The 25898-nt window shown below is 67.7% G+C and carries 15 protein-coding genes and 1 pseudogene; 4 read left to right on the top strand and 12 right to left on the bottom strand.

The genetic code is table 11. The features are described 5' to 3' along the window. Positions 1 to 58: 58 nt before the first annotated feature. From J7E87_RS06045 to J7E87_RS06005, 9 genes are all read right to left on the bottom strand, one after another. The gene (locus tag J7E87_RS06045) at positions 59 to 1411 is read right to left on the bottom strand and encodes a dihydrolipoamide acetyltransferase family protein (RefSeq protein WP_215090690.1); all 1353 of its coding nucleotides are present in this window, start codon (positions 1409 to 1411) and stop codon (positions 59 to 61) included. Continuing rightward, a complete protein-coding gene (locus J7E87_RS06040; RefSeq protein ID WP_308312863.1) occupies positions 1404 to 2387 on the bottom strand; it encodes an alpha-ketoacid dehydrogenase subunit beta in 984 nt (327 codons plus the stop codon). Before J7E87_RS06040 ends, J7E87_RS06045 begins: the two co-directional genes overlap by 8 nt. Before the next feature lie 3 nt (positions 2388 to 2390). Continuing rightward, complete coding sequence (gene pdhA, locus J7E87_RS06035; protein WP_215090688.1) at positions 2391 to 3461, bottom strand: pyruvate dehydrogenase (acetyl-transferring) E1 component subunit alpha; 1071 nt, start codon at positions 3459 to 3461, stop codon at positions 2391 to 2393. Then, positions 3454 to 4686, bottom strand: a complete 1233-nt coding sequence (locus tag J7E87_RS06030) for a cytochrome P450 (protein ID WP_215090687.1) — start codon at positions 4684 to 4686, stop codon at positions 3454 to 3456. The genes pdhA and J7E87_RS06030 overlap by 8 nt, the downstream gene beginning before the upstream one ends. Before the next feature lie 96 nt (positions 4687 to 4782). Beyond that, entirely contained in the window at positions 4783 to 5958 is a 1176-nt protein-coding gene (locus J7E87_RS06025) for an FAD-dependent monooxygenase (protein ID WP_215090684.1), read from the bottom strand. Continuing rightward, a complete protein-coding gene (locus tag J7E87_RS06020) occupies positions 5955 to 13196 on the bottom strand; it encodes a non-ribosomal peptide synthetase (protein ID WP_215090682.1) in 7242 nt (2413 codons plus the stop codon). Before J7E87_RS06020 ends, J7E87_RS06025 begins: the two co-directional genes overlap by 4 nt. A 54-nt stretch (positions 13197 to 13250) precedes the next feature. Then, positions 13251 to 14351, bottom strand: a complete 1101-nt coding sequence (locus tag J7E87_RS06015; RefSeq protein WP_215090680.1) for an SIS domain-containing protein — start codon at positions 14349 to 14351, stop codon at positions 13251 to 13253. A gap of 70 nt (positions 14352 to 14421) precedes the next feature. Next, positions 14422 to 15168, bottom strand: a complete 747-nt coding sequence (locus J7E87_RS06010) for an SDR family NAD(P)-dependent oxidoreductase (protein ID WP_215090678.1) — start codon at positions 15166 to 15168, stop codon at positions 14422 to 14424. Between the two features lie 248 nt (positions 15169 to 15416). Next, a complete protein-coding gene (locus J7E87_RS06005; RefSeq protein WP_215090676.1) occupies positions 15417 to 16484 on the bottom strand; it encodes a methyltransferase in 1068 nt (355 codons plus the stop codon). 640 nt (positions 16485 to 17124) lie between these two features. Between J7E87_RS06005 and J7E87_RS06000 the strand changes: the two genes are divergently transcribed. Both J7E87_RS06000 and J7E87_RS05995 read left to right on the top strand, forming a co-directional pair. Then, positions 17125 to 17829: a hypothetical protein gene (locus J7E87_RS06000; RefSeq protein ID WP_215090674.1), complete on the top strand. Its 705-nt coding sequence runs from the start codon at positions 17125 to 17127 to the stop codon at positions 17827 to 17829. Between the two features lie 7 nt (positions 17830 to 17836). After that, positions 17837 to 20152, top strand: a complete 2316-nt coding sequence (locus J7E87_RS05995) for an Rv1355c family protein (RefSeq protein WP_215090672.1) — start codon at positions 17837 to 17839, stop codon at positions 20150 to 20152. 182 nt (positions 20153 to 20334) lie between these two features. Here the strand turns inward: J7E87_RS05995 and J7E87_RS05990 are convergent, their stop codons facing one another. From J7E87_RS05990 to J7E87_RS05980, 3 genes are all read right to left on the bottom strand, one after another. Then, complete coding sequence (locus tag J7E87_RS05990) at positions 20335 to 21060, bottom strand: dienelactone hydrolase family protein (protein ID WP_215090670.1); 726 nt, start codon at positions 21058 to 21060, stop codon at positions 20335 to 20337. Positions 21061 to 21604: 544 nt separating this feature from the next. Further along, the gene (locus J7E87_RS05985) at positions 21605 to 22261 is read right to left on the bottom strand and encodes an ATP-dependent Clp protease proteolytic subunit (RefSeq protein WP_215090667.1); all 657 of its coding nucleotides are present in this window, start codon (positions 22259 to 22261) and stop codon (positions 21605 to 21607) included. Positions 22262 to 22325: 64 nt separating this feature from the next. Beyond that, positions 22326 to 22919: an ATP-dependent Clp protease proteolytic subunit gene (locus tag J7E87_RS05980; protein ID WP_251017055.1), complete on the bottom strand. Its 594-nt coding sequence runs from the start codon at positions 22917 to 22919 to the stop codon at positions 22326 to 22328. A 752-nt stretch (positions 22920 to 23671) separates the two neighbouring features. Here J7E87_RS05980 and J7E87_RS05975 point away from each other — a divergent pair. Both J7E87_RS05975 and J7E87_RS05970 read left to right on the top strand, forming a co-directional pair. Next, on the top strand, positions 23672 to 24862 hold the full coding sequence (locus J7E87_RS05975; RefSeq protein WP_308312875.1) for a cytochrome P450: 1191 nt from the start codon (positions 23672 to 23674) through the stop codon (positions 24860 to 24862). A gap of 149 nt (positions 24863 to 25011) precedes the next feature. Continuing rightward, positions 25012 to 25876: pseudogene (locus tag J7E87_RS05970) on the top strand (WD40/YVTN/BNR-like repeat-containing protein); the annotation flags it as partial. Positions 25877 to 25898 lie beyond the last annotated feature (22 nt).

The following is a 25898-nucleotide window of genomic DNA, read 5'->3' as shown; positions in this document are numbered from 1 at the left end:
TTTCCTCGGGTGCAGGGAGTCGGGAGTCATGAACAGGAGTGGGCACGGGGGTGCCCGCTCACAGCCGCAGCAGGATGGTGTCGGGGTCCTCCACGAGTGCGCCCAGTGCGGTGAGGAAGGCCGCGGCCTCGGCGCCATCACACACCCGGTGGTCGAACGCGCAGGTGAGCTTCGCAGTGGGCCGTACAACGAGCCGGTCGCCGTCCACGACGTGGGGGCGGGGACGGATGGACCCCACGCCGAGGATCGCCGCCTCAGGGTGGTTGACGACCGGCACGCCCTCGTCCAGGCCGAGTGCGCCGAAGTTGGAGACCGTGAAGGTGGAGCCGGTCAGCTCGCGGGGGGTGAGTGTGCCCACGCGCGCCCCGTCCGCCAGCCGCGCCACCTCCTGGGCGAGCCGCACAGTCGACAGGTCCTGGGCGTCGCGCACCACGGGCACGACCAGGCCGCGCGGTGTGGCCGCGCCGATGCCCAGGTGCACTGCGTCGTACGTACGGACCTCGGGGCCGTCCTGGACATACGTGGCGTTGAGCCTGGGGTGTTCGCGCAGAGTGAGCGTCAGGAGCCGCAGCAGGAGGGCGAAGGGCGTGGCGGCGTGCTCGGCGTCCTGCGCGCGCAGCCTGTCGCGCAGGACAAGCAGGCGGGAGAAGTCGACGACGAGGGAGCAGTGGGCGTCCGGGATCTCCCGGCGTGCACGCTCCATGTGTGCTGCCGTGCGTGCGCGGATGCCGCGCACGGGGATCGAACGTGTCCCGGAGTCGCTCCCGCCGTCCCCGGCAGTCCCCGTGGTGAGGGAAGCCGCCGCCGCGTGGACGTCCGTGCGGGTGATGGTTCCCTCCGGACCCGAGCCGGCGCCCAGCGCGGCCAGGTCCACCCCGAGCCTGCGGGCGAGATGCCGTACGGGCGGCTTGGCGCGGGGGCGCCCGGTGTCGGTCGGCACAGTGGACGGCGAACGGCGGGGAGCGGGGCGTCTGCGGACCGCGCGCCGCCCGGTGTCCGTCCCTGCCCGCGTGCCGTATCCGACGAGCACCGGTCCCGAATCAGCGCCGGTACGGTCGGCGCTGACCGCGCCGACGGCCGTGTCCGGCCCGGCACTCGTGGCCGCACCTGGGTCCGCAGCGACGCCCAGCCCCCTGCCGGTGCCCGCGGGCGCCCCGCTGTCGATGAAGATCAGCGGTGTGCCCACCGGCAGGGTCTGTCCCGACTCGCCGCGCCGTTCCACGACGGTCCCGGCGTACGGGGACGGGATCTCCACCTCGGCCTTGGCTGTCTCCAGGACGCACAGCGGCTGGTTGACGGTGACGGTGTCCCCCGGCACCACCAGCCATTCGACGATGGTCGCGTCGAGCAGCCCCTCGCCCAGGTCGGGCACGAGGAACTCCCGGATCGTGCGGTCCGCGGCGTCAGTCATGGCTGTACCCGAAGGACCGGTCGATGCTGTCGAGCAACCGGTCGACGCCCGGAAGCCATGCCTTCTCCCATCGTGCGGGTGGATACGGAGTGTCGAATCCCGTGACCCGCAGCACGGGGGCCTCCAGGTCCCAGAACAGTTCCTCCTGCACCCTGGCCGCGATCTCCGCTCCCAGTCCCAGGGTGCGCGGGCCCTCGTGCAGCACGACGCAGCGCCCGGTGCGGGACACCGAGGCGGCGATCGCAGGGAAGTCGAGGGGGGCCAGGGAGCGCAGGTCGACCACTTCCAGCTCCCAGCCGTACTCGCGCCGGGCGGTCTCCGCGGCGTCGAGCGCGGTGCCGACGGTGCCGCCGTAGGCGACCACCGTGACGTCCGTACCGCTGCGGCGGACGAGTGCCTGCCCCAAGCCCGCCGTGGGCACTTCGGCCGTCGCGTCACCGCTCTGCCAGTAGCGCCGCTTGGGCTCAAGGAAGATCACCGGGTCGTCACAGTCGATGGACTGCCGGAGCAGGGCATGGGCGTCCGCAGCCGTGGCGGGCGTCACCACCCGCAGCCCCGCCGTGTGCGCCCAGAACGTCTCGGTGGACTCCGAGTGGTGCTCCACCGCGCCGATGCCGCCGAAGGACGGGACGCGCAGCGTCACGGGCACCGAGAGCTGGCCGCGGGTGCGGTTGCGGTACTTGGCCAGGTGGCTGACGATCTGGTCCAGTGCGGGATAGGTGAACCCGTCGAACTGGATCTCGGGCACCGGACGCAGCCCCCGCATCGCCATGCCCAGGGCCACTCCGACGATCGCCGACTCAGCGAGCGGTGTGTCGAAGCAGCGCTGGGGGCCGAACCGCTCGGCGAGGCCCTCGGTCACCCGAAAGACTCCGCCCTGGCGAGCCACGTCCTGGCCGAAGACGACGACTCGCTCGTCCTCGGCCATGGCCTCGCGCAGCGCCGTGTTGATCGCTTCCACCATGGTCGCCGCCACGGCTCACTCCTTCCGGGACAGTTCGGCGAGCAGCTGCCCGGACTGCTCCAGCAGGTCCTTCGTCGGCTCGTGCAGTACGTGGGCGAACAACTCGCTGGGCGGCACGTCGGGAGCGTCGAACACGCCGTCCCGCAGCTCGGCGCACATCCGGGCCGCCCTGTCCCGTGCACGGTCCTCGACCTCCTCGTGCCACAGGCCCCGGTGGGTGAGGTAGCGCCGGTAGCGGGGCAGGGGGTCGAGCCGCTCCCAGTGGTCGACCTCGTCCTGTGTGCGGTACCGGGTCGGGTCGTCGGAGGTGGTGTGCGGAGCGAGCCGGTAGGTGACCGCCTCGATGAGGGTCGGTCCGCCGCCCGACCTGGCCCGAGCGGCGGCCTGTTCGGTCACCGCCCAGCAGGCGAGGACGTCGTTTCCGTCGACTCGTACCCCCGGCATGCCGTAACCGACGGCCTTGTGCGCGAGGGAGGGGGCCCGTGTCTGCTCGGAGAGGGGCACGGAGATCGCCCACTGGTTGTTCTGGATGTAGAACACACACGGTGCCGCCTTCACGGCGGCGAAGTTCAGCGCCTCGTGCACGTCTCCCTCACTCGTCGCGCCGTCCCCGATGAAGGCGACGGTCACGGAGTCCTCGCCGAGCCTGGGCGCCGCCATGGCCGCCCCGACGGCGTGCAGGGCGTGCGTACCGATGGGGATGGACATCGCCGCGCAGGCGTGCTCGGGAAAGCCCCAGCCGCCGTGCCAGGTACCGCGCCACACCGCACCGACCGCGGAGGCGGGAATCCCGCGCATCAGGAACAGGCCGAGCTCGCGGTACTGCGGGAAGAGCCAGTCGTCGCGGCGCAGGGCGGCGGCGCAGCCGACCTGGGCCGCTTCCTGTCCCCTGCACGAGGGGTACAGGGCCAGCTGTCCCTGCCGCTGGAGGTTGACGAACTCCGCGTCTACGGCGCGGGTGACGACCATCCATTCGTACAGTTCGGTCAGTTCCTCCGATGACAGCGTGACGTCGAACGGCGGGTGGTCCACCGGCAGGCCCTCGGGGGTGATGAGAGCGACCGGCTGCGGATCGAAGTCAGCCACCAGCCACAGCCTCCTGACGTGGCCGGATGATGGCGGGGACGGCACGGACGCCGTTGAGTGCCAACGAGTGGAACGGTTCGACCTCGTCCCTGGGGACGGCCAGTTCGGCGTCGAAGCGGTCGAAGAACGCCGGGAGCGCTATGTGCGCCTCGAGGCGGGCCAGCGGCGCGCCCACGCAGAAGTGCGGGCCGTGCCCGAAGGACAGGTGACGGGTGTCACGCGCGACGTCGAACGACGTGGCAAGCGGACCGTGTTGGGCGGGGTCATGCCCCAGAGACACGTACGACATCATTATCGGCTCGCCGGCGCGGATCAGCACCCCCCCGAGCTCGATGTCCCGCGCCGGGTACCGGAACGCACCCTGGTTGACCGGCGAGTCCCAGGCCAGCACCGATTCAGTCACCGAATGCCACGACACCTCGCCGGCACGCACCCGCGCCAGCTGCTCGGGGTGCGTCATGAGAGCGAGGAGGGAGTTGGTGAAGAAGTTGATGGTCGTATGGTGTCCGGCGGTCAGCACCAGAATGAGGGTGCCGACGAGTTCGTCGTGGGTGATGGAACCGCTGGTGTGCTGCTCGACCAGCACGGAGGTGAGGTCGTCGCCAGGATCGGCGGCCTTGCTCGCGGCCAGTTCGGCCATGAAGCGGTAGAGCGCCTCCTCAGTGGCGGTCACCTCCGTCGGCTGTTCGGTGCTGTCGAAGAGCGCCTGGCACAGGGAGTGCAGCGGGGCGTGCTGCTCGTCGGGCACGCCGAACAGCTCGCATATCACCCCCATCGGCAGCGGGACGGCGAACGCCTCCTTGAGGTCGGTCGCCTCGTGCGCGGGCGCGGCGGCGAGCCGTTCCAGCAGGTCGTCGACGATCCGCTGGATCTGCGGCCTCAGGGCCTCGACCCGGCGCGCAGTGAACGCCGGGGACACCAGGTTGCGCAGCCGCCGGTGCTCGGTCCCATCAGCGGTGCCCATGTACTGGGCGGTGATGATCTTCATCAGGGGCCAGCCTGCGGGGACTTCACCGCGCTGCAGCGCTCCGAAGTTGCTGCTGTTCATCGAGAAGCTCGGGTCCTCAAAAATCTGTTGGGCGACGGCGTGGCGGGTGACTGCCCAGACGGGCACACCGACCACGTCGACCGGTACGACGGGTCCGGCCTCAAGCAACCGCTTGGCTTCCGCTCGGGCGTCGGCGGCGAACGGGTCAAGGGTGAACAGCGGATGGGAAAGATCCATGATGTGCTCCTACGAAGAGCGGGGATACCGGTGCGGCCGCGGGTGGGCACGTGTATGCCCACCCGCGGGTCGGCCATCAGCGGTCATGGGGTGTGGTCAGCCCAGTGGGGGCCAGGTGAGGACCGCTTCATTCTGGCTGGTGAGCTTGGACAGCGGTGCGAACCGAAAGTAGAGGTCGCGCGTCAGGGCGGGAAAGAGGTCCTCCAGCTGCTCGGTCTCGCTCAACGCACGGGCCGCGGCGACCAGTCCCTCCGTCCGCGGCCTGCGCTCGTCCTCGTAGCCGCGCAGCGCCGCGACCGGGTCCGCTGTCGCGCGCAGGTGCTGGGCGAGGACGACGGCGTCCTCGATGGCCAGCGCCGCCCCCTGGCCCAGACTCACGAGCATCGGGTGGGCCGCGTCGCCGAGCAGGGTCGTGCGCCCGGTGCCCCACCGCTGGAGGAACGGGCGGTCCTGGGCGGTGATGCGGACGATCGATTCCTCGGGGGTGGTACGGATCGCCTCCCGCACTTCGTCGGCCCAGCCCGCGAAGAGGCCCGCGAGCCCTTCCTTGCCGCGCCGCAGGTGTCCGGAGGCGCCCGGGGGCACGTTCTTCGTCGCCCACCAGTAGGCGCGGCCACGGCCGATGTCGGCGAGGCCGAAACGCTGTCCACGCCCCCAGTAGTGCGCTGCGTAGCCCTTGCTCATCCGCGGGTGCGTGAAGGGCACCGTGGCCAGCCAGCACGCGTAGTTGCCGGGCCGCGGTTCGTCGGCGCCCGCCACCTGCCTGCGAATCGCCGAGTTGAAGCCGTCCGCCCCGATCAGGAAGTCGCCCGAGGCGGTCCTGCCGTCCTCGAAGGTGACTTCGACCCCGTCCTCGCCGCTGACGAACCCGGCTGCCGTGGCACCGAATTCGATGACGCTCTCGTCCCCGAGCGCGTCCAGCAGCGTCTGCTGGAGGTCGGCCCGGTGTACGGCGTAGTTCGAGGCCCCCAGCCGGTCCGAGACCTCACGGAACGGAAGGGCCCTGATCGGACGGCCGCGCCGGGTGAGGAACTTGAGCTCGTCGAAGACCTCGCCGCGCTTGTCGAGCCCCGGGGCGATGTCGATGTCGAGGGTGCGCAGCGCCAGGACTGCGTTGCACATCAACGACACCGCCGTGGTGCCCGGGCGCAGCTCGGGAGCCCGCTCGAAGACCTGCACCTCGACGCCTGCGCGGCGCAGTGTCGCGGCGGCTGCGAGGCCGCCGATGCCCGCTCCGATGACAAGAGCCTTGCGCGGGGGGTGCTGCGTCATTTCCCACTCCTCTTCGACGGCCGCCTCCGGCCCGGTTGGCCGGCCGTCATCACCTGAGCCACCTTCTCGGCGACGACGTTCACGTGCGGTTCCTCCAGGAGCACCAGGTGGTCACCGGGGACGTCGACCACCTGGAGCCGTCCCGTGGTCAGGTCGCCCCAGCCGTTGGTGGGGTCCGTGTGCAGGCTCTGCGCGGCCCCGTGCATCGGCTGGAGGATCTCCGGCAGTTCCGAGGTCGCACGGAGCAGCACCACGTCCCCGTCGACCGGTTCGGGCTGGTAGGTGAGGATCGCCTGCCAGTGCGCCCTGAACATCTCGAACAGGCGGCGCACGGTGGTGCGTGAGCTGCCCGCCGGCAGGACGCCCGCCTGTGTGGCGTGTTCGACGATGAAGTCGAACTTCGCCTCCTCCTCCAGGCCGTCCGGCAGCGAGACCACCGGTGCGGTGCCGCCGCGTTCCATCCACAGCAGCTCCCAGAAGAACCATTCCAGCAGCGAGTGGTCGGCGACGTCGGGCCGCTCCCCCTGCTTGACGGCGATCGGGTCGATCAGCACGGTGCCGTGCAGGGCGTCCGGGTCGCTGCGCCGCAGCTGTCGCGCCATCTCGAAGGCGATGAAGCCGCCGAAGGACCACCCTCCGATCACGTAGGGCCCTTCGGGGCACACGCGCCGCACGGCTTCCAGGTAGCCCGCCGCCATCTCGGGGATCGAGCTGAGGGGCTCGGTGCCCGCCACGGTCCCCGACGCCTGGAGCGCGTAGACCGGCTGGTCCTGCGGCAGGTGACGGGCGAGGCGTACGTAGCACAGCACATGGCCGCCCAGCGGGTGGACCAGGAACAGCGGCGGCTTGTCGCCCTCGGTGCGGATCGGCACGACCGGGTCGAACCGGGCCGCGGAGCCGCTGCCCCGCAGGTGCTGTGCCAGACCGGCGACGGTCGGGGCGGCGACGAACGCGGAGAGCGGGACGTTGACGCCGTAGCGCTTCTCGATCGTCATCACCAGCCGCATCGCGGTCAGTGAGGTGCCTCCGATGTCGAAGAAGTTGTCCCGCACGCCCACCGTGGGCAGTTCCAGCAGTTCCGCCAGGATGCCCACCAGTGCCTTCTCGTGCTCGTCGGCGGGCGGGGTGGCGTCCGACGACGGCGCGGCCAGCGGCATGCGGCGCAGCAGCGCGTCGTCCCGCTTGCCGCTGGGCGTCAGGGGCAGGCTCGCCAGCCACTCCAGGTGCGCGGGCATCATGTAGTCCGGCAGCACCGCGCGCAGTCGGCTGCGCACCTCGTCCAGGTCCACGACGTCGGTGTCGCCGACGAGGAACGCCGCGAGGAACGCGTCTCCGCTCTCCCGGCGCCGGGACACCACCGCCACCTCGCGGATACCGGACGCGGCCTGCTCCTCGGCGAGCTTGGCGATCGCGAGTTCCACCTCGGCCAGCTCGACCCGGAAGCCGCGCACCTTCACCTGGGAGTCGACGCGGCCGAGCCAGACGAGGTTGCCGTCGGGCATGACCCTGGCCAGGTCGCCCGTGCGGTACAGACGGGCGCCCGGCTCACCGGACGGGTCCGGTACGAACCGCTGCTCGGTCAGGTCGGGGCGGTTGCGGTAGCCGTGGGCCAGGCATAACCCTCCGACGTAGATCTCGCCCTTCGCGCCCGGCGGCACCGGCCGCATCAGGCCGTCGAGCAGGTGCAGCTCGATGCCGTCCACGGGCACGCCGACGGGCGGCAGGTCGGGGAAGAGGGCCGGGTCACCGGTCATCGTGTGATGGGTCAGCAGGTGGGTCTCGGTGGGTCCGTACTGGTTCTCCAGGACCGTGTCCGGCCGCGCCGCACAGAACTGGCGGATCTCGTCGGTGATCCTCAGCTGCTCTCCGGAGGAGATGACCACCCGCAGGGCAGCGGGGCGGATGCCCAGCGCCTGGGACGTCTCTGCGAGCTGCTGGAGCGCGACGTAGGGCATGAAGACCCGCTCCACCTCCTCGCGGTCCAGAAGCCGCAGCAGGGCCGGCATGTCCTTCCGCTCGTCCTCGGCGAGCAGCTGCAGGGTGCCGCCGCCGCACAGCGTGGAGTAGATCTCCTGGAACGCCACGTCGAAGCTGAGCGGTGCGAACTGGAGGGTCTTGCCTCCGGCCGCTCCGCTGGCCGAGGGGATCTGCCACTCCTGGTAGTTGGCGAGCACGCGGTGCGGGAGTTCGACTCCCTTGGGTTCGCCGCTGGATCCGGAGGTGAAGAGCAGGTAGGCGACGGTCTCGCCGGTGATGTCCGGCAGTTCCGGCTCGCCCCCGGGCGCCGGCTCTGCGGCGAGCAGGTCGGCGACGTACAACAGCCGCGAGGACTCCTCAAAGAGGTGCGCGTGCGCCTCGTGCGTGAGGATCCGTACCGGATCGGCCTGCGCGACCATCGCCGCGAGCCTGGCCGGCGGATAGCTCACGTCGAGCGGGACACAGGTGGCGCCTGCCTTCCCGACGCCCAGGACAGTGGCCAGTGTCTCGGGAGAGCGGTCCATGGCGATGCCGACGGTCGATCCGGGCCGTGCTCCGGCGCCGATCAGGCCTTGGGCGATTCGATTCGCCGCCTCGTCGAGCTGGGCGTATGTCCACTGCCGTGTTCCACAGGAGACTGCAATCGCGTCCGGGGTGGCTGCGACGTGCTCGTCGATGCGCCGTACGACGTTCTTGGGAGGCTCCCCAGGGGTGCGGGGCTCAGCGCCGGTCCGCAGTACCGCCTCGGTCGGCGAAACGCACAGGAAGGCGAAATCGGCCGGCTCCTCGGGGTGTTCGGTCATCTGCCGGAGGATGGCCAGGTACGTCTGACCGATGCTCTCCACCTGCGACGCGGAGAAGGTGCGCCCGTCGCAGTCCATGCGCAGCCAGAGGCGTTCGTCCACCGGGTCGATGACCGCGTTGACCAGGATCTTGAAGTTCGTCTCCTCCCACGTCCTGAAGTCGGTCAGCTCCATGTCGGGGCCCTCGAAGAGCGAGCTGAGGACGTGCGGGTTGACGTAGTTGAAGGCCGTCTCGAAGATGACGTCGCCACCGCGGTCCTCCTGGATCGCGCTGAGCGGGTAGTGACGGTGGGGGTGGCTGTCCTGCTCCTGCTGGTAAACCTCACGCGCCGAGTCGATCCAGCTGCGCGGCTGGGTGTCGAGGCGCAGCGGCAGTGTCTCAAGGAAGAGCCCGGTGATCCTCTCGGCGTCGGCCTCCTCCGGCCGCCCGCCGGTGACGAGACCGGTGGTGATGTCCCGTGTGTCGGAGAACAGCCGCAGGGTCAGGCAGTGGGCAGCAAGCAGCAGGGATTTGACGGGCAGGGCGTGGGTGCGCGCCAGGTGGTGCAGCTCTGTGCCGAGGCCGTCCGGCAGTTCCACCTGGTGGTGGATGACGCCCTCGCTGCCTGCGGGCTCGTGGGGCCTCAGTCCGTCGATCTGGGCCAGTTCGACGCCGGTGAGCAGCCGTTGCCAGTACCGCTTGGTCTCGTCGGAGGCGAGGGCCCGCCGTTCCTCGCGTACGTAGAGGGCGGGAGACGGCAGTTGTCCGGACGGGACGGCTTCGACAGGACGGCCGGCGTGGTGGAGGTAGTCCTGCAGCAGTTCGCGAACGAGGGTGGCGACGCTCCAGCCATCCAGTATCGCGTGGTGGAAGCTGAACACCAGCTCCACGGTGTCGTTGTTCAGGACGTGCGCGCGGAAGAGGTAGAGCGGCGGCCTGTCCAGCCGGTATGCGTGGTACCTCCGCTCCTCGATGTGCCGGGCGATCTCGGCCTGCGCCTCCTGGTCACCGAGCTTCCGCAGATCTGCGATCTCCAGCCCACCGACGGCCTCCCGGTGAACGAGTTGCAGGGGCTCGGAGTATCCGCCGAGGTCGAACGCGGAGCGCATCACAGGGTGGCGTCGAACCAGGTCGTCGAAGGCACTGCGTAGCGCCTTCTCGTTCCAGGCCGTCTTGAGGGAGTAGCGGAAGACGTCGTGGTACACGGCCGTCCTCTCGTGCTCCCGGCTGTGGTAGAGCAGGCCGAGGTGCAGCCGCGTCGCCGGGTAGGCGTCCGCCAAGTCCGCCAGTCGGGCGCGGTCGACTCCGGACACCAGCGCGAACGGCTCCAGCGGTGCGTCCCGCACGTCCGGTGACGAAGTGGTCGCGCGGGCGGCGAGCGCCGCCACGGTGGGGTTGCGGACCATGTCGGCCAGTGTGAAGTGGATGCCCGCGCGGCGTGCCTCGGCCTGGATGCGAAGCATCAGGATCGAGTCGCCGCCCAGGGAGTAGTAGTCCTGGTCGACGCCGATCTCCTCGGTTCCCAGCACCACCGCCCAAGCCGCCGCAATCTTCGCCTCGATCTCGTTGGCGGGTGCTGCGGCTCCGGCATCCGCTTCGACGGCGGGGGCGGGCAGCCTGCTGCGGTCTGCCTTCCCGTTCGCCGTGAGGGGTATCGAGTCAATCCGCATGAAGAATGCGGGAACCATGAACTCCGGTAGGGCGTCCAGTAGTTGGGACCGGAGATCAGTGAGCTGCACTCCCTCGTCCGCCACGTAGTAGCCCACCAGATGGGCGCCTCGGGACGGCGTGGTCCGGTCCACCACGATTGCGTCCCTGACGCCGGCCAAGGCCGTCAGGTGGTTGCGGACCTCGCCGAGTTCCACCCGGTTTCCGCGGATCTTGACCTGGTCGTCGAGCCTGCCCAGGTACTCGAGGGTGCCGTCCGCGAGCCATCGCGCGCGGTCCCCGGTACGGTACATCCGCTCGCCCGGAGTGAACGGGTCGTCGACGAACGCTGCGGCGTCCAGATCGGGCCGGCCCAGGTAGCCGCGTGCCACGCCGACGCCTGAGATGAACAACTCACCGGGAACTCCGGTGGGCTGGAGGTCGCCGTGAGCACCGACCACGTAGAGCCGGGTGTTGTCGATGGGCCGTCCGATCGGTACGCGCCGCGGTTCGTCGGCCGGGTCCGCCGGACAGTCGTAGTACGTGACGTCGACCGTCCCCTCGGTCGGACCATAGAGATTGACGAGCTGTGGCGCCGAGGTGCCGGCCGCCGCGAAGACCTGGTTGAACCGGTGCACGTGTGCGGGCGTCAGCGCCTCACCGCTGCAGAAGACCAGGCGCAGGGAGGTGATCCCGTCCAGCAGCGCCGGGGCCTCTTCGAGCAGATCGAGAAAGGGACCGAGCATCGAGGGCACGAAGTGGGCCACGCTCACCCGGTGCGCCTGCATCGTCGTGAGGATGGCGCGGGGATCGCGTTCGCCCCGGGGCGGGAGGAGTGCGAGTCCGGCACCGGTGATCGACCACCAGAACAGCTCCCACACCGAAACGTCGAAGGTCGCCGGTGTCTTCTGCAGCAGAACGTCGCCGGAGCCGACCGGATAGCCGCGCTGCATCCACTCCAGCCGGTTCACCACGGACCGATGCTCGACCTGCACGCCCTTGGGCTGCCCCGTGGACCCCGAGGTGTAGATGACGTATGCGAGATCGTGCGGGCCGCCGGCAGGCACGAGCGGCGCGGGCCCAGCGCTCGGGGCGGCTTCCAGGCGGCGCACAGCTACGGTGTCGCCCACCACTCGCTCGGACACGGTGGTGCCCAGCAGTACGGACTTGGCCCCACTGTCGGTCAGCAGGAACCTGATCCGTTCCACGGGATGGCTCGGGTCGACCGGTACATACGCGGCGCCCGCCTTGAGCGCCCCCAGCACCGCAACGACCAGTTGCGGGCCGCGCTCGACCGCCACGGCCACTCGGTCACCGGTGGCCACGCCGTCGCCCTGCAACTGGTGTGCGACGTGGTTCGCCCAGGCGTCCAACTGGGCGAAGGTGAGCGAATCGGCGGGATCCTCCGCCATGACGGCCACCGCGTTCGGCGTCCTGGCCGCCTGCTTCTCGAAGAGAGCATGGACCGTGGAGTCCCGCGTGTAGTCGGTCACCGGACCGCTGCCCACTGCGACCAGGGCGGCGCGCTCTGCGGCGCCGACCATGGATATCTCCGACAGGGGACGGTCCGGCCGGTCGAGAGCGCCCTTGAGGATCGCCTCCAGGTGGGCGGCCACCGACTCGATGGGAAAATCCGCGTCGAAGACGTCGACGGCGTAGTCCATGTCGACCAGGACGTCACTGACATCGTCCAGCTCGTTCACGACGACCGCCAGTACGTCATCGTCATGGGCCCGAGCCTGCACGACGGTTTCATACGTCATGCCCTGTACACCGACCGGGCTCGGCCAGCGCAGGTAAGCGATGGTGGTGTCGAACAGCCGCTTGCGGCCGCTGTCCTGGAGCGGAACCGCGCGCAACAAGTCGCCCAAGGAGAATCGCTCGTGGGGTTTGAGCGCCCGGGTGGCGGACTGCACTTCTGCGACCAGTTCGCTCATCGAGAGGTCCTTGCGCGGGTTCACCCGCAGGGGCAGCGTGTTGGCGAAATGCCCGACGGTCCGCTTCTGCCCGTCAGTGGGCCGGTTCAGCAGCGGTACGCCCAGAACGACCTCGTCGCTGCCGTGGATCCGGGAGAGATAGACGGAGAAGGCGCTCGCGACGAACGCGAAGACCGAATGCCCACGCTCACGTATGCGTTCGATGAGAGAGCGCTCGATCAGGAAGCTATGACGGGCGCTTCCCCGCGATCCGGCCGGTGCGGCGCGGCGGAAGAAGGCCGGTGCGACGCCCTTCAACTGCTCCTGAAAGAATTCGCGGTCCTCACCATGGTCGGCCGAATCCCGGTAGCGGCGCTCGTCGTCGGCGAAGTCCAAGTAGGACGGCACGGGCCGGTCGTCGAACCTCCCGGTCCGCCGCACCTGGTCGTACTCGGCGCGTACCTGGGACATGAACAGGTTCAGGCCCCAGGCGTCCGCAACGATGTGATGCACCTTGACGTAGGCATGGACGGTGTCCTCGCCTTCTTTGAGCACTGCGATCGTGAACAACCGACGACGTTCCACCTCGAACGCGACGTCGAACGCATCCTTGATCCACGCCTCACAGGCCGCACGCGGCGCGTCAGTTCCGGACAGGTCGATCGTCGGTATGTCGAACGTCTCGTGCTCGACCCACTGGCTCGGAGTCCCGTCTTCGGGGTCGATCCGGAGCTGGAACGCGTCATTGCGGTCGACCGCACGGCGTAAGCACTCCTTGAGCAGATCGACGTCAACCTCGCCGGTGAATCGGTCCGCGATGAAACAGTTGAACTGCGGGAGGTCGGGGAAGAGAGAATTCGCCGCCCAGATGTCCTGCTGATAGGCCGTGAGAGTGCTACGCCCCCGGAAATCCACGATCGCTCCATTTTCCTCGGCTGTTGCTTTCGATCCCTGGGCTGCGCGAATACGTCAGCCTGCGTTCTCCGCGTCAATCGTGGTGCCGTGGTACCAGGGGTTTCCTGCTGCCTCCGAAATAAGATTCCGTGATACCGTCTCCCGCGCCTTTCCGAGGTCCAGGGTCAGGTACTGGACGAATTCCAGAGCGGTGAAGTACTGGCGCATGAAGGTCGGCTGGTCCAGCTCGACCTCGGTCACCGTGACGTTCGCGTTCTGCGGGATCGGCGCGGTCAGCAACGACAGCAGGTTCTTGCGCTTGGCGCGGGTGTAGTCGTCCTCCTCCGGGTCGGAGAAGATGAGGATGCTGTGACGACGCACGGGATCCGACAGCGTGGCCACCTCGCTGTGGCAGAACTCGTGGAAGTAGTTCCGCGTCGCGGGCACCATGGCGATTTCGTTGAAGTGCATTTTGGCGAGCTTCAACAGGCTCTCGTGCCACTTGGGCGAGCCGAGCATAATGATGTTGGAGTTCTCGCTCCGGACAGCGGCATCGGCCGCCAACTCACGCAGAGAAGGCGTGAAGTCGGTCTCCAAGGTCTGGGCCAGGGCGCGGACTTCCGGACCGTGGTCCTTGTCAAGGAGCCCGAGCTTCAGGAACATGTCGACCAGGATCGAGAAGTACTGGCCGACGTGGAACAGCGGGTACTCACGGTCCGGCTTGCTCAGGGTCCAGCGCGCGATGGACACACCGTGCTCCTCCCCCAGCTCGCCGAGCCGGCCGCCCGAGGTGAGCAGCAGAACCCGGTCGTGCATCGGGCTCAGCGCGTGGAAGGCCCGGACGGGCTCGTTGGAGTGGCCGCTGTACGAACTCAGGATGATGAGCGTCCGGTCGTCCTCGATCACTGAGCGCGGTATCAGGTACTCGAAGTCGTAGTCGTTGAAGACATGTACTTCGAGGTCGCTCCTGATCGAGTTGAAGAAGACCTTGATCACGTCCGACACGATGGCCGAGCAGCCCATGCCGCTGAAGACGATGCGGGTGAAATGACCGCTCCACATCTTCTTCGCGAGATCTTCCGATATCCCGGAGATGTCGTACTCGTCCGACTTCGTGAAACCGGAGCGGTACTCCTGCTCCAAGAATTCCTGATAGCGTTCAAGGCGCGGTCGCATGAGCTTCTCTTTCTCTGCGGTTTCTCACGTCAGCGATTGATTCACGAACTTCAGTCGGCGGCCGAGGCCTCTACCACATGAACTGGCCACCGTCCACGATGAGCTTCTGGCCCGTCACATAGGTGGCTCCTGCGCTCACGAGGAATTCCAGAGCGTCCGCCATCTCGTAGGTGGAGCCGATCCTCCGCTGCGGAATTTCATCCAGGAGTGAGTTCATATGCTCCGGCTCGGCGAGGCGGAATCGAGTCCGCATCTCCTCCGTGTCGATCATTCCTGGGATGAGGCAATTTACCCGGATACTAGGGGCCAGCTCCATGGCCAGGCACTTGGTCAGGTGGAGCAGCCCCGCTTTGCTCGAACAGTAGTTGGCACCGTTCAGCCGGGGGCGGATCGCCGTGGTCGCACCGATGTTGACAATGGAACCACCGGCGGCCTCCAACATGTGCGGAGCAAATGCCCGGGTCATGTAGAAGGGCCCCGAAAGATTTGTGTCCAGCACCTGGCGCCAGTCCATGTCGGAGATCTCAAGCACCGGCCGGTCTATGTTCAGTCCAGCATTGTTGACCAGAACTTGGGGCGTTCCGTGACCGGTACGCACCAGGTCGGCCAGCCGCGCCACATCATCGGGATCCGACACATCGGACTGGATGACCGAGAGATCCTTCTTCATCTCCTGCGCAGCCCGGTTCGCCGAATCCTCGTCACTGCGAAAAGTTGCGACTACTCGATATCCCATCCGAGTGAGCCTGCGGCTGAATTCGAGCCCAATTCCCTTGGTTCCACCGGTAACTATAGCCAGTTTGTCAGGCGATTTCATTCAAGCTCCGCATAGTGGATTGTTCGTTCTTTCCCTTGCCGTGGCGACATCACAGCGGCCGGGGAGGCGTACCCCGCCGAACCGACCGCCGACTGCCAGGGCGCTGCTGCGGCTCGCGCCTGTGGGGCTGTGGGGCTGTGGCAGTGCGCATGGATGGCGCCGGACAGGGGCCTGCGGCGAATCCGCCGCACAACCTGACGCATGCCCCCACCGAACAAAGCGACAAATGCCCTCAGCTGTGGGACGACTCAGCCGACGTCGGGCTTACGGGCGCGCAGGATGACGTCGAACCGCCCGGGATATTGCCGGTCCATCGGCTCGAACCCCGCTTCGGTGTACCACTGCTCGAATTCCTGCGGCGTGTAGATGCGGCCCTCGGGCGACGCAATCGTGTGCACGTAGGCCGACATGAACGCGGCGTGGGCGGGACCGGTCTCGTCGTCGTCCTGGGCGCAAGCGACGATCACCAGGTGTCCTCCCGGCTGCAGCGCCCGGTAGGTCTTCGCGAAAAGGTCGCGAACCTGCTCCGGCGACCAGATCTCAAGGAATCGAGAGAATACGACGCAGTCGTGGGAAGTGGGGAACTCCTCCTGCCAGATGTCGGCTCCGACAGCGTGAACACGGTCGACAAGACCCGCCTCGGCGATCTGCTCTTCCGCCATCTTCGCCACGTTGGGGAGTTCGAGGATGGTCGCGTGGAGGTGCGGCCACCGCTGGGCGAAGGCGATGGCATTTGTTCCAGTGCCGCCGCCGATGTCCAGTACATGCTGGTAGGAGGAGAAGTCCACGGAGTTGACGAAGTCCTCAACCACCGAGCGGCTCTGATGTTCCATCATGGCGGTGAATACCTTTTCGAGGTTCTTGTCCTCGCCAAGCAGCTCGTAGAGCGTGGTCGCCGACGAGCCGGCAAGCAGCTCACGGTCCAGCCCCAAGTTATCGTTCTCCACCAGCGATTCGTAGAGCCAGCCCATCGGGCGATACAACATCTCGTGGGTGTAGCGGATGATGACCGGCATGAATTCGTCCGGATCGCCCGCGAGGATATCGGTCGCGGCAGTGTTGTGGTACCCACCGTCTTCCTTGCGCACGAGCTCGAATGTGCTACACCCCAGCAGCAGCACGTGACCCGCACGTTCCTCCAATTCCAGCGCCTGGGTTATCTCTTCGCGAGTACTGCCTGGCCGCTCCTTGAGCAGAGCAAACAACTTCAGGCGCAGTGCGGCGTGCAGGAATGGGAACCGAAAGCTGGTATAAACCAGCTTCCACAGCTCGTCCAGGGCGGTCGCTGACGGTTTGGTCATGATGATCTCCTTCACGGTGCTAAGAGCCCTCGGGCGTGCACCCTCGGCCGTGTCGTGTCGTGGCGAAATCCAGCAACGTCCGGTTTTACCGATTGGCGGCATTGAGACAGACAGTGGAAGCGAGATCCCCGCAGCGTGCCGCACCCTGTCCCGGGGGCGCGGCACCAAGTGGGCGGGGCTAGATCGTCACCCTCACCTGCATCATCGAAAATTTCCTCCCCGTTGACGCGTCCTGTCCGAATGACGAATCCGTTTAGGTGCACGATGCACCATGAGGCAACACCAAACCAGAGAACCGCGCAAGACCGTTCACGCCCCAACCCCCTCGTTGATGGCGTGAATCGATCGCTTCCACCTCTGCACCCCTTCATTTTTGGCCGCAGGAGCCCCAATCCTGAGCGATCAAGGGGCTGAAAATTGCTTATTGGATAGAGCGGAAGATAGCTGGATCATCTTTCCAAAATGGACAGGCTGCCGGATTGCGACGCCCCATTCGTCGACTACAGTCGGCGACCCGCTCCGGAATATGTCTGCGAGACGCGCAAGCGTCGAAGAAGACCAAAAAGTATTCGGCCGACTATGGGGCGTCCTATATTTTTTGATGCCGTCCGCAGCCACATCCGTGATCCGGAGCCGACCCAACCCACAAGGATTCTTGATGTACCTCCGGCTACTCGACGCAAAGTTCAATGATCCCGCCTACGACGCCTATCTCGAAGCCCAGCAGCGCGCTTACTCCGCGACCGGCTACGAGACGGTGACGAAGTACGGAAGCACGGACCCGCGCACTACTCGCGACCCGTTGAGTTACCTTGCTGTTTTCGACGAGACGGCAGGCGACGAGGGCGAGAGGCTCGTCGGCGGTATCCGCATCCACCGGAAAATAGCGGGCCAGCTGCCGTCCGAGATCCACCTCGCGAGCCAAGATTTCAACGATGCCTTGGCGGACGAAGTCGCCGCCGGCGAGTCGGTGGCAGAGATCTCCGGCACCTGGGCGGAAAACGACTGGAGGGGCCGCAACCTCTCGTCCCTGCTGTGCTTCGCCTCCGTCGTGGCGGCTCAGCGACTGGGGGCAACCGTGATCTGTGGCAGCGGCCCCACTGAACGAATCAAGGGATACGAACGGGGCGGTCTCCGTTTCCGGCATGACCGCCCCCTGCACGACCGCCCCTTTCCGGGCATCACGGCGTACTACTTCATCAACCGGGCCGAGGCCATCCGCCATCGCGAGGAGCGATTTACCAATGCGGCGGTGCTGCTGGACCGCGCCCTGGACGAAGCGCCCCTTATCCCCACCGACGTGGCCCGGGCCGTCGCCGAGAAACTCGGCCTCAGGTCATTCGTAGGCAACGCACGTTAGGAGATCAATGAACCTGGAAGCGCATCTCGGCACCCTCACCCAGACCGCCGGCAACATTGCTCCATGGCGACCGAGGCTGTACGCACCGGTCGAGCCCGAGCAACGTTCTGCCCTGACAGAGCTCCTCGAAAGCGGTGTCGTCGACTCCGTCCACGACACGTTCGCCGACCAGCTGGCAGAGCTCCTCTCCGCTCGGCGCCCCGACTGGCGTCCGGACGCCGACGAGTTGGCCGTTGCGGTCACTGACCACCTCGGCAGTAGGCCCCCGGCGGAGTACGGCACATGGGCGTGGTACGCCTGGTCTCGGCAGCTTGTCCACGTCCTACCGCCGGCCGAGCACCGCGAGCTCCGTCAGTCCCGCAACCGCTACAAGATCACCGCGGAGGAGCAGAACCTCCTGTCACGGAAGACCGTGGCCGTGGTCGGCCTCTCCGTGGGCGCCGCAAGTGCGGTCACCCTCGCTCAGGAGGGCGTGGGCGACCGTTTCCGGCTCGCCGACTTCGACCACCTCTCCCTCTCCAACCTCAACCGGCTCCGCGCCTCGGTCGCCGATGTCGGCCTGCCCAAAGTCGTCATCGCCGCACGGCAGATGTACGAGATCGACCCTTACCTCGACATCACTGTCTGGCCGGAGGGACTGACCGAGGAGAACACCGACGCCTTCCTCGCGGGCGGTGGCCGCACCGACCTCCTCGTCGAGGAGTGCGACGACATGTTCCTCAAGGTCCACGTCCGTGAACGCGCCCGCGCGCTCGGCATCCCCGTCCTGATGGAGACCAACGAGCGCGGCATGCTGGATGTGGAGCGGTTCGACCTCGAACCTGAACGTCCCCTTCTGCACGGCCTTCTGCAGGGAGTGGCGGCCGCCGGAGTCAAGGCGATGTCGACCCGCGAGAAGCTCCCGCACCTCCTCCGCATCCTCGGTCAGGACGAGCCCTCCGAGCGTCTGGTCTCCTCCCTCGTCGAGACAGGCAAGACCATCTCCTCATGGCCACAGCTCGCCTCGGGAGTCAGCCTGGGCGCCGCGCTGGTGACAGATACCGCTCGCCGCCTCCTGCTCGGTCAATTCACTGCCTCGGGAAGGTATTTCGTCGATCCCGGCACGCTGATCCGCGAGGGCGCGGAGACCTCCTTGACACCAGCGGAGCCTACGTCCGAGCCCACTGCGGAGGTGGCCTCCCCTCCCCTCCTCCTCCTGCCGCCGCCGCCGCCCAGCAACGCCGGCGCCACCCTGGGTGAAGAAGGCATTCGCCGCCTGGTCGCCCACGGCATCCAGGCGCCGTCCGGCGGCAACAGCCAGCCCTGGCAGTTCATAGCCCATGACGAGGCGTTGGACTGCCGCGTCGACGCCGCGCAGCCGCAGACCTTGCTCGACTTCGAAGGCTGCGCCACCCATCTGGCCATCGGCGCGGCGGTGGAGAACATTCACCTCGCGGCCCAAGCCTCGGGCTGGGCCTGCCATGTGCAGTACTTCCCCACCCCGGCCGACCCCGGCCTGGTCTGCCGACTCACCTTCTCTAGCGCGGCTGACGTCCCGCGCCCCGCACTGTTCGACTGGATCGAGCACCGCACCACCAACCGCAGTCCCGGCCCTGTTCGCCCACTCGTCGAGTCGCACGCTGCAGCGCTGACGGACTGCGCCACCGAGAGCGGCGCCCGACTCCACCTCGTCACCGACCGGGATCAGTTGGACGAGATGGGACGGGTCCTGGGGGCGGGCGACCGGCTGCGGATACTTTCTCCGCAACTGCATCGGGACATGATGAACGAGTTGCGCTGGGACCCCGAGGAGACGCGGCGCACGCGGGACGGCATAGACGTCGCCACTCTGGGGTTCGACGACGTCGACCTCGCGGGCCTCCGTCTGGCACGACAATGGCCCGGTCTGGCTTTCGTTCGCCGGATCGGCGGCGGCAAGGCCTTCGAGGAGAGTGCCGGAAAGGCCCTTGCCGCCTCGTCGGCCGTCGGCTGCCTCACCATCCCGGGCAAGGGCCCTCACGCCTTCGTCAACGGCGGCCGCGCCCTGCAACGGCTCTGGCTCACCGCCACTTCCCTCGGCTTGGGATTCCAGCCCCACACCTCCCTGCTCTACCTGTTCGCCCGCGTGGAAGGTGGCAGCGAGACCGGACTCGATGCCACCGAGACCGACGTTCTGCGCACTCTGCACACCAGGTTCACCGCCATCATTCCCGGCAAGCCGGACGAGGCCGAACTCATGCTCTTTCGACTCTCCTACGCGTCGCCGCCAACGACCCGCTCACTGCGCCGCACCGTCGACTCGGTGCTTCAATTCGGAGGGCCGCCTTCGCGGAGCAGGGCGTGACGTGGCTCCGGCACGGCCGCGGAACGCTGTTGGTGATCTTCAAGCGTCCATGTTTCGACAGCGCGTGATGCCGAGAGCGTCCGCAACAACGGATGCGTCATAAGGAGGTTCGCCCTTGTTGACCCGGCCGCGAGACAAGACGCCTGCTGGTTCGCAGCCCCCAACCGGCACTCCTGGAAGCATCACTCCGTTACGGGCAGACACTCGTCGAGCAGACCGACGACGTCACTCCAGGCACGTCGCGCGTGTCGAGGGTGGTGGCCCACTCCGGGGCGCACACGCTGGTCCACCGGGGGGTGGTGGAAGGCGTGCAAAGCACCGCCGTAGACCACGAGACGCCAGTCGACTCCCGCGGCCAGTATTTCGGCGGCGAAAGCGTCCCGTTGCGCGGGCGGCATGATCGGGTCTTCCGATCCGACCCCTGCCCACACAGGACAGCGGATGCGCGCCGCCTCACCCGGTCGGCCCGTGGTCAGGGCGTTGACTGTCCCGATCGCACGCAGGTCGACACCGTCGCGCCCGAGTTCCAGCCCGATGGCGCCCCCGGTGCCGTAGCCGATGATGGCGATCCGGTCGGGATCGGTCCGCGGTTCGGCACGCAACACGTCGAGCGCCGCGTGACCGATCCTCCGCATCCGGTCGGGATCGGCGAGCAGTGGCATGCAACGGGCCAGCATCTCTTCGGGGTCGGTGAACCACCGTCCGCCATGGATGTCGAAGGCGAACGCCACGTACCCCATCTCGGCCAGGGCGTCGGCCCTGCTGCGCTGGAAGTCGTTCAGTCCGGTCCCCTCGGGCCCGACCAGAACTGCGGGCCGACGGTCGGCGCCGGCCGGGAGCGCCAGGTGCCCGACCATCGTCAGACCGTCGGCCGGGTAGGCGACCGAGCGTGTGGTAACCGTGATCATGGGAACGAACTGTAGCGACCTCCGGGCCAGGACGATCGAACCGACAGAGCCGACCGGAACAACGCTGGTACCTCTCTGAAGTGCGACGATGGCCGATAGGTCGCCGATCTTGGTCCCGGCATGTCACCAGCATGGAGTACAGGCCGCTGTTGACCTCGGCAACGGTCGATGTCACGACTTGCCGCGCCCTCCGCCGACAGCCTCGACGACTGCAGGACATGGGAGGGGTTCGTCCAGCACGATGGCTGTCGTCGGCAAGATCGTGACGATCACCGACGACGGCCATCCAGAGACCGGGCCCGGCATGTGCCGGTTCCCTCGTATACAAGGGAAGCGAGGAGGAGGGGAAAGAACTCGCACGGCGGGGGTAGGCCCATAACCAACCCCGTCAACAGATTAGCGCCACGCAAGGCATCTCTCCTGCGGCAGGCAGCCCTGGAGAATCCTCCGCGGAGAATCACCTGTGGAAGCTGATCACCTCGCCGTCAGTACTCTCCTGGGCCTGCCTTCGCAGTCGAACCTCAGGCCGCTGCATCCTGCTGCATCAATGCACACCCGCGATGGTGCGAGGAGCAACCACCTGGTCGACAAGTCCGAACTTCAGCGCCTGATCGGCGGTAAGGACTTGGGCTCGGTCGACGTCCTTGTTGATCTGTGCGACGTCCCGGCCGGTGTGCTTGGCGAGAAGCCCTTCGATCAACTCCCGCTGACGCTGGACCTCACGGCCCTGGATCTCCAGGTCGGACACTTGGCCCTGGGTGCCGTCGCTGTGCGGCTGCTGGAGGAGGATCCGAGCGCTCGGCAGAGCCAGACGCTTCCCGGGGGTGCCCGCCGCCAGGATCACGGCGGCCACCGAACTGGCCTGCCCGAGACAGACCGTCTGGATATCGGGCCGCACAAATTGCATGGTGTCGTAGACAGCGGTGAGCGGAGTGAGGTCACCGCCGGGTGAATTGATGTAGAGAGAAATGTCCCGGTCAGGGTCCTGCGACTCGAGGCACAGGAGCTGGGCCATGATGTCGTTCGCCACGACGTCATCGACCGGGGTGCCGAGGAAGATTACGCGCTCCTCGAAGAGTTTCGCGTAGGGATCGTACTCCCTGGTGCCCTGCGACGTACGTTCCACGAAACGCGGTACGACGTAACGGCTTTCCGGACGCAAGTGACCGGACCCGAGCGGGGGCGAGGCTGATGTGGGCATAGACGTGCTCACTGGGCGTGGTCCTCCCGAGGTGGATGGATGTGCTGGTCCGTGGTGCGGAGGACTAGCCGACAGCGCCAAGTCCCGGATGATCCACGGTCATCACCTCGTCGATCAGGCCGTATTCCTTGGCCTCCTGGGCAGTGAACCAGCGGTCCCGGTCAGAGTCACGGGTGATCGTGTCGGTGTCCTGGCCGGAGTGGCGCCCGATGAGCTCAGCCATTTCCCGCTTGGTGCGGACCAACTGGTCCACGTAGATCTTGATGTCCGAGGCCGAGCCGGCGAAACCGGCCGAGGGCTGGTGCATGAGGATCTTGGTGTGCGGCAATGCGAACCGCTTTCCCTTCGTACCGGCGGTGAGAAGGAACTGGCCCATGGAGGCACAGAATCCCATTGCGATGGTCACGACGTCATTCTTGATGTATTGCATGGTGTCGTAGACCGCCATGCCGGCGGTGACCGAGCCGCCCGGTGAGTGGATGTACAAGTAAATGTCACGGGTCGGATCCGTGGCGAGCATCAGCATCTGCGCGGTAACGCGGTTGGCGATGTCATCGTCAACTTCCTTGCCGAGGAAAATGATGCGGTCCTCAAGAAGACGGTTGTAAACCGCATCCACGCTGGCCCCTTCACCGGCACCACCGCGGGCGTAAGGCATCATCTGTCCTGCTTCGAGAGGCAACTGCCGAGAGCTCATGCGATTCCACTCCTCTGTCCTTGCGTGTCCGCTAAAGGGCCTGGATTGAGTCCGTTCAGCTGCTGTCCGACCAATTGGAGCCGGAAGGAGCACTCCACTCGCCCCCTCGCGCTTAACGAAGCTAACACGCACTCCGTCCCTATCCAGGGGGAGTTGAGGAGCCGTTCGCTCAGAGCGGAGGATGTGACTGAGTTTCAATTGGCCTAAAACCAGGCAGAGTTCGGCCCCATCGTTGGTCTTGACAGCGGTGGAACCGGGACGACGTCTGCAAAAAATGGTGCATAAAGAAATTATCGGCGCTTGAATCCGGCCAGGAGCAAAGCGGTTGCCCTGTCCCCCTGTGGACAGGGCAGACGATGCGGCGGAAACCCACGTCGAAGCACAGGCACGGAGTTGGCTCGTCCGCACGGGCGCGTTGCCGACGCACTCGCGTATGTGGCTCTGGTTAGTTGCCGACGCACTCGCGCATGTGACTCCGGTAAGCGAATTCTGTTGATGCCTTCTGTCGGTTTGGTGAACGCGGGGTGATGGTCTTACTTTGCCGGAAGGTGTGTTGTGCGGGTGGGGGTGCGGGATTAGAGTGACGGCCGTGCTCGGAGTGATCGGCGGGGGCCGGTAACCCGGGCCTGAGGAAAGGGAATTCTGTCGTGACCGAGACCGAGAAAGCCGCCACCGATTCCGCGATACCCGACAAAGCCGACCGGCCCGACGGGATCGAGGTGCTCGCCTCACTCAGCCCCGACTTCGACGCCGACCCGTACGTCGCCTACCGGCGGCTGCGCGAGCGCGGTCCGGTGCACCAGGTAGTGGGGCCCGACAGGGGGGTGGTGTGGCTCGTAGTCGGGTACGAGGCCGCGCGCGAGGCCTTCACCTCCCCGCTGCTCAGCCGGGACTGGCAGCGCGAGTGGCGGCAGCCCGGCTGGAGCCCGCCGTACGCCCTGAACATGCTCGGCAACGCCAACATGCTGATGAGCGACCCGCCCCACCACACCCGGCTGCGGAAGCTGGTGTCGCAGGAGTTCACGGCCCGGCGGGTCATGGGGATGCGGGGGCGCGTCCAGGAGATCACCGACGAGCTGCTGGACCGCATGACGGCGGACGGAGCGCGCCGCGCCGACCTCATCGAGGCGTTCGCCTCCCCGCTCCCCATGATCGTCATCTCCGAACTGCTCGGCGTCCCCGGCCTGGACCGCGCCGCCTTCCACGCCTGGTCCAACGAGACCCTCGCGCCCACCAGCCCCGAGGCGGAGAAGGAGGCGTACGAGCAGGTCATGCCGTATCTCACGGGGCTCATCGCCGCCAAGCGCGAGAGCCCCGGGGAGGACCTGCTCAGCGCCCTCGTCCACACGGTCGACGAGGGCGGCGACCAGCTCACCGAGGACGAGCTGGTCTCGTTGGCCTTCCTAATGCTCGTCGCCGGGCACGAGACGACGGTCAACACGATCGGCAACGCGGTGCGCGCGCTCCTCGCGCACCCCGAACAGCTGGCGGCCGTACGGGCCGATCCGGCGGGGCTGGCGGCGGGGCTGGTGGAGGAGACGCTGCGCTACGACGGGCCGGTGGAGACCACCACGCCGCGCATCGCCCTGGAGGAGACCGAGATCGGCGGCGTACGGGTGCCGCGCGGTGCCATCGTGCTGATCGCCATGGCCGGCGCGGACCGCGACCCGGCGCGCTTCCCCGATCCGGAACGCTTCGACGTACGGCGCGAGGCCCGGGGCCATCTCTCCTTCGGACACGGGATCCACTTCTGCCTGGGCGCCCCCCTCGCCCGCCTCGAGGGCGAGGTGGCGCTGCGCTCGCTGCTGGAGCGCTGCCCGGATCTGACGGCGGACGGGGAGCCGGGGGAATGGCTCCCGGGGATGCTGATCCGGGGGAGGCGGAGCCTGCCGGTGCGGTGGTGACACGCCCGCCGCGGGCGGGCTTACGGGCGGGTGAGCGGTCGCGGCACGCCGTTCGTGCAGGTCAGCGGGGACTGTCAGTGACGGGGTCCACACTGTCCGCAGTGCTGCGACAGAGGCGTCACGCACCGGGCAGGAGAGAGGCGATCGTCATGACCGCGACCCTGCTGCTGGCGAGCACCAGGAAGGGGCTCTTCCTCGCCCACCGGCGCGACGGGGCATGGGAGTTCGAGGAGCCGCGCTTCCCCGACCAGGCCGTGTACGCCGAGGCCATCCACGCGCGGCACCCGGGCGGGCCCCGGCTGCTCGCCTCCGGGGACACCGCGCACTGGGGCCCAGCGTCTTCCACTCCGACGACCTCGGCGCCAGCTGGCAGGAGCCCGAGCGGCCCGCTGTGCGCTTCCCGGAGGAGACCGGGGCCTCGCTCGACCGGGTGTGGCAGCTGATCCCGGCGCCCGCCGAGGGGCCCGAGGTGGTGTATGCGGGGGCGGAGCCCGCCGCGCTGTTCCGTTCCGCGGACGGGGTCGAGACCTTCGAGCTCGTACGCGGCCTGTGGGACCACCCGCACCGCCCCCGGTGGGTGCCGGGCGGCGGCGGGCTCGGACTGCACACCATCCTGCCCGCCCGCGAGAAGGAGGACGCGAGCGCGCTGACCGTCGCTATCTCGGCGGGCGGCACGTACCGCACGCAGGACGCGGGCGCCAGCTGGCAGGCGTCCAACGAGGGCATCGAGGCGCGCTTCCTGCCGGAGTCGTATCCGGAGTACGGGCAGTGCGTGCACAAGATCGCGCGGGACGCGGACGATCCGGAGCGCTTCTATCTCCAGAACCACTGGGGGTCTACCGGAGCGACGACGGCGGCGGGAGCTGGCAGGACATCGGCGCCGGGCTGCCGTCCACCTTCGGCTTCCCGGTCGCCGCGCACCCCCGGCGCGGCTCGGTGGCGTACGTCTTCCCGCTCAACGCGGACACCGACCGCGTCCCCGCCGAGCGCCGCTGCCGCGTCGTGCGCGCGTCGTCGGGCAGGCCGCGGGTGAGCG

Origin of the sequence: Streptomyces sp. ISL-1 (assembly GCF_018614585.1) — a bacterium.
GTDB classification, from domain to species: domain Bacteria; phylum Actinomycetota; class Actinomycetes; order Streptomycetales; family Streptomycetaceae; genus Streptomyces; species Streptomyces maoxianensis.
This window is presented reverse-complemented; position numbering and strand designations above follow the sequence as displayed.

Bases quoted from the DNA above. Each gene is read 5' to 3' on its own strand.
- J7E87_RS05980 (WP_251017055.1), bottom strand. From the start codon at position 22,919: ATGCCTTACGCCCGCGGTGGTGCCGGTGAAGGGGCCAGCGTGGATGCG.
- J7E87_RS06015 (WP_215090680.1), bottom strand. From the start codon at position 14,351: ATGCGACCGCGCCTTGAACGCTATCAGGAATTCTTGGAGCAGGAGTAC.
- J7E87_RS06030 (WP_215090687.1), bottom strand. From the start codon at position 4,686: ATGGATCTTTCCCATCCGCTGTTCACCCTTGACCCGTTCGCCGCCGAC.
- J7E87_RS05985 (WP_215090667.1), bottom strand. From the start codon at position 22,261: ATGCCCACATCAGCCTCGCCCCCGCTCGGGTCCGGTCACTTGCGTCCG.
- J7E87_RS05990 (WP_215090670.1), bottom strand. From the start codon at position 21,060: ATGATCACGGTTACCACACGCTCGGTCGCCTACCCGGCCGACGGTCTG.
- J7E87_RS05995 (WP_215090672.1), top strand. From the start codon at position 17,837: ATGAACCTGGAAGCGCATCTCGGCACCCTCACCCAGACCGCCGGCAAC.
- J7E87_RS06025 (WP_215090684.1), bottom strand. From the start codon at position 5,958: ATGACGCAGCACCCCCCGCGCAAGGCTCTTGTCATCGGAGCGGGCATC.
- J7E87_RS06010 (WP_215090678.1), bottom strand. From the start codon at position 15,168: ATGAAATCGCCTGACAAACTGGCTATAGTTACCGGTGGAACCAAGGGA.
- J7E87_RS06045 (WP_215090690.1), bottom strand. From the start codon at position 1,411: ATGACTGACGCCGCGGACCGCACGATCCGGGAGTTCCTCGTGCCCGAC.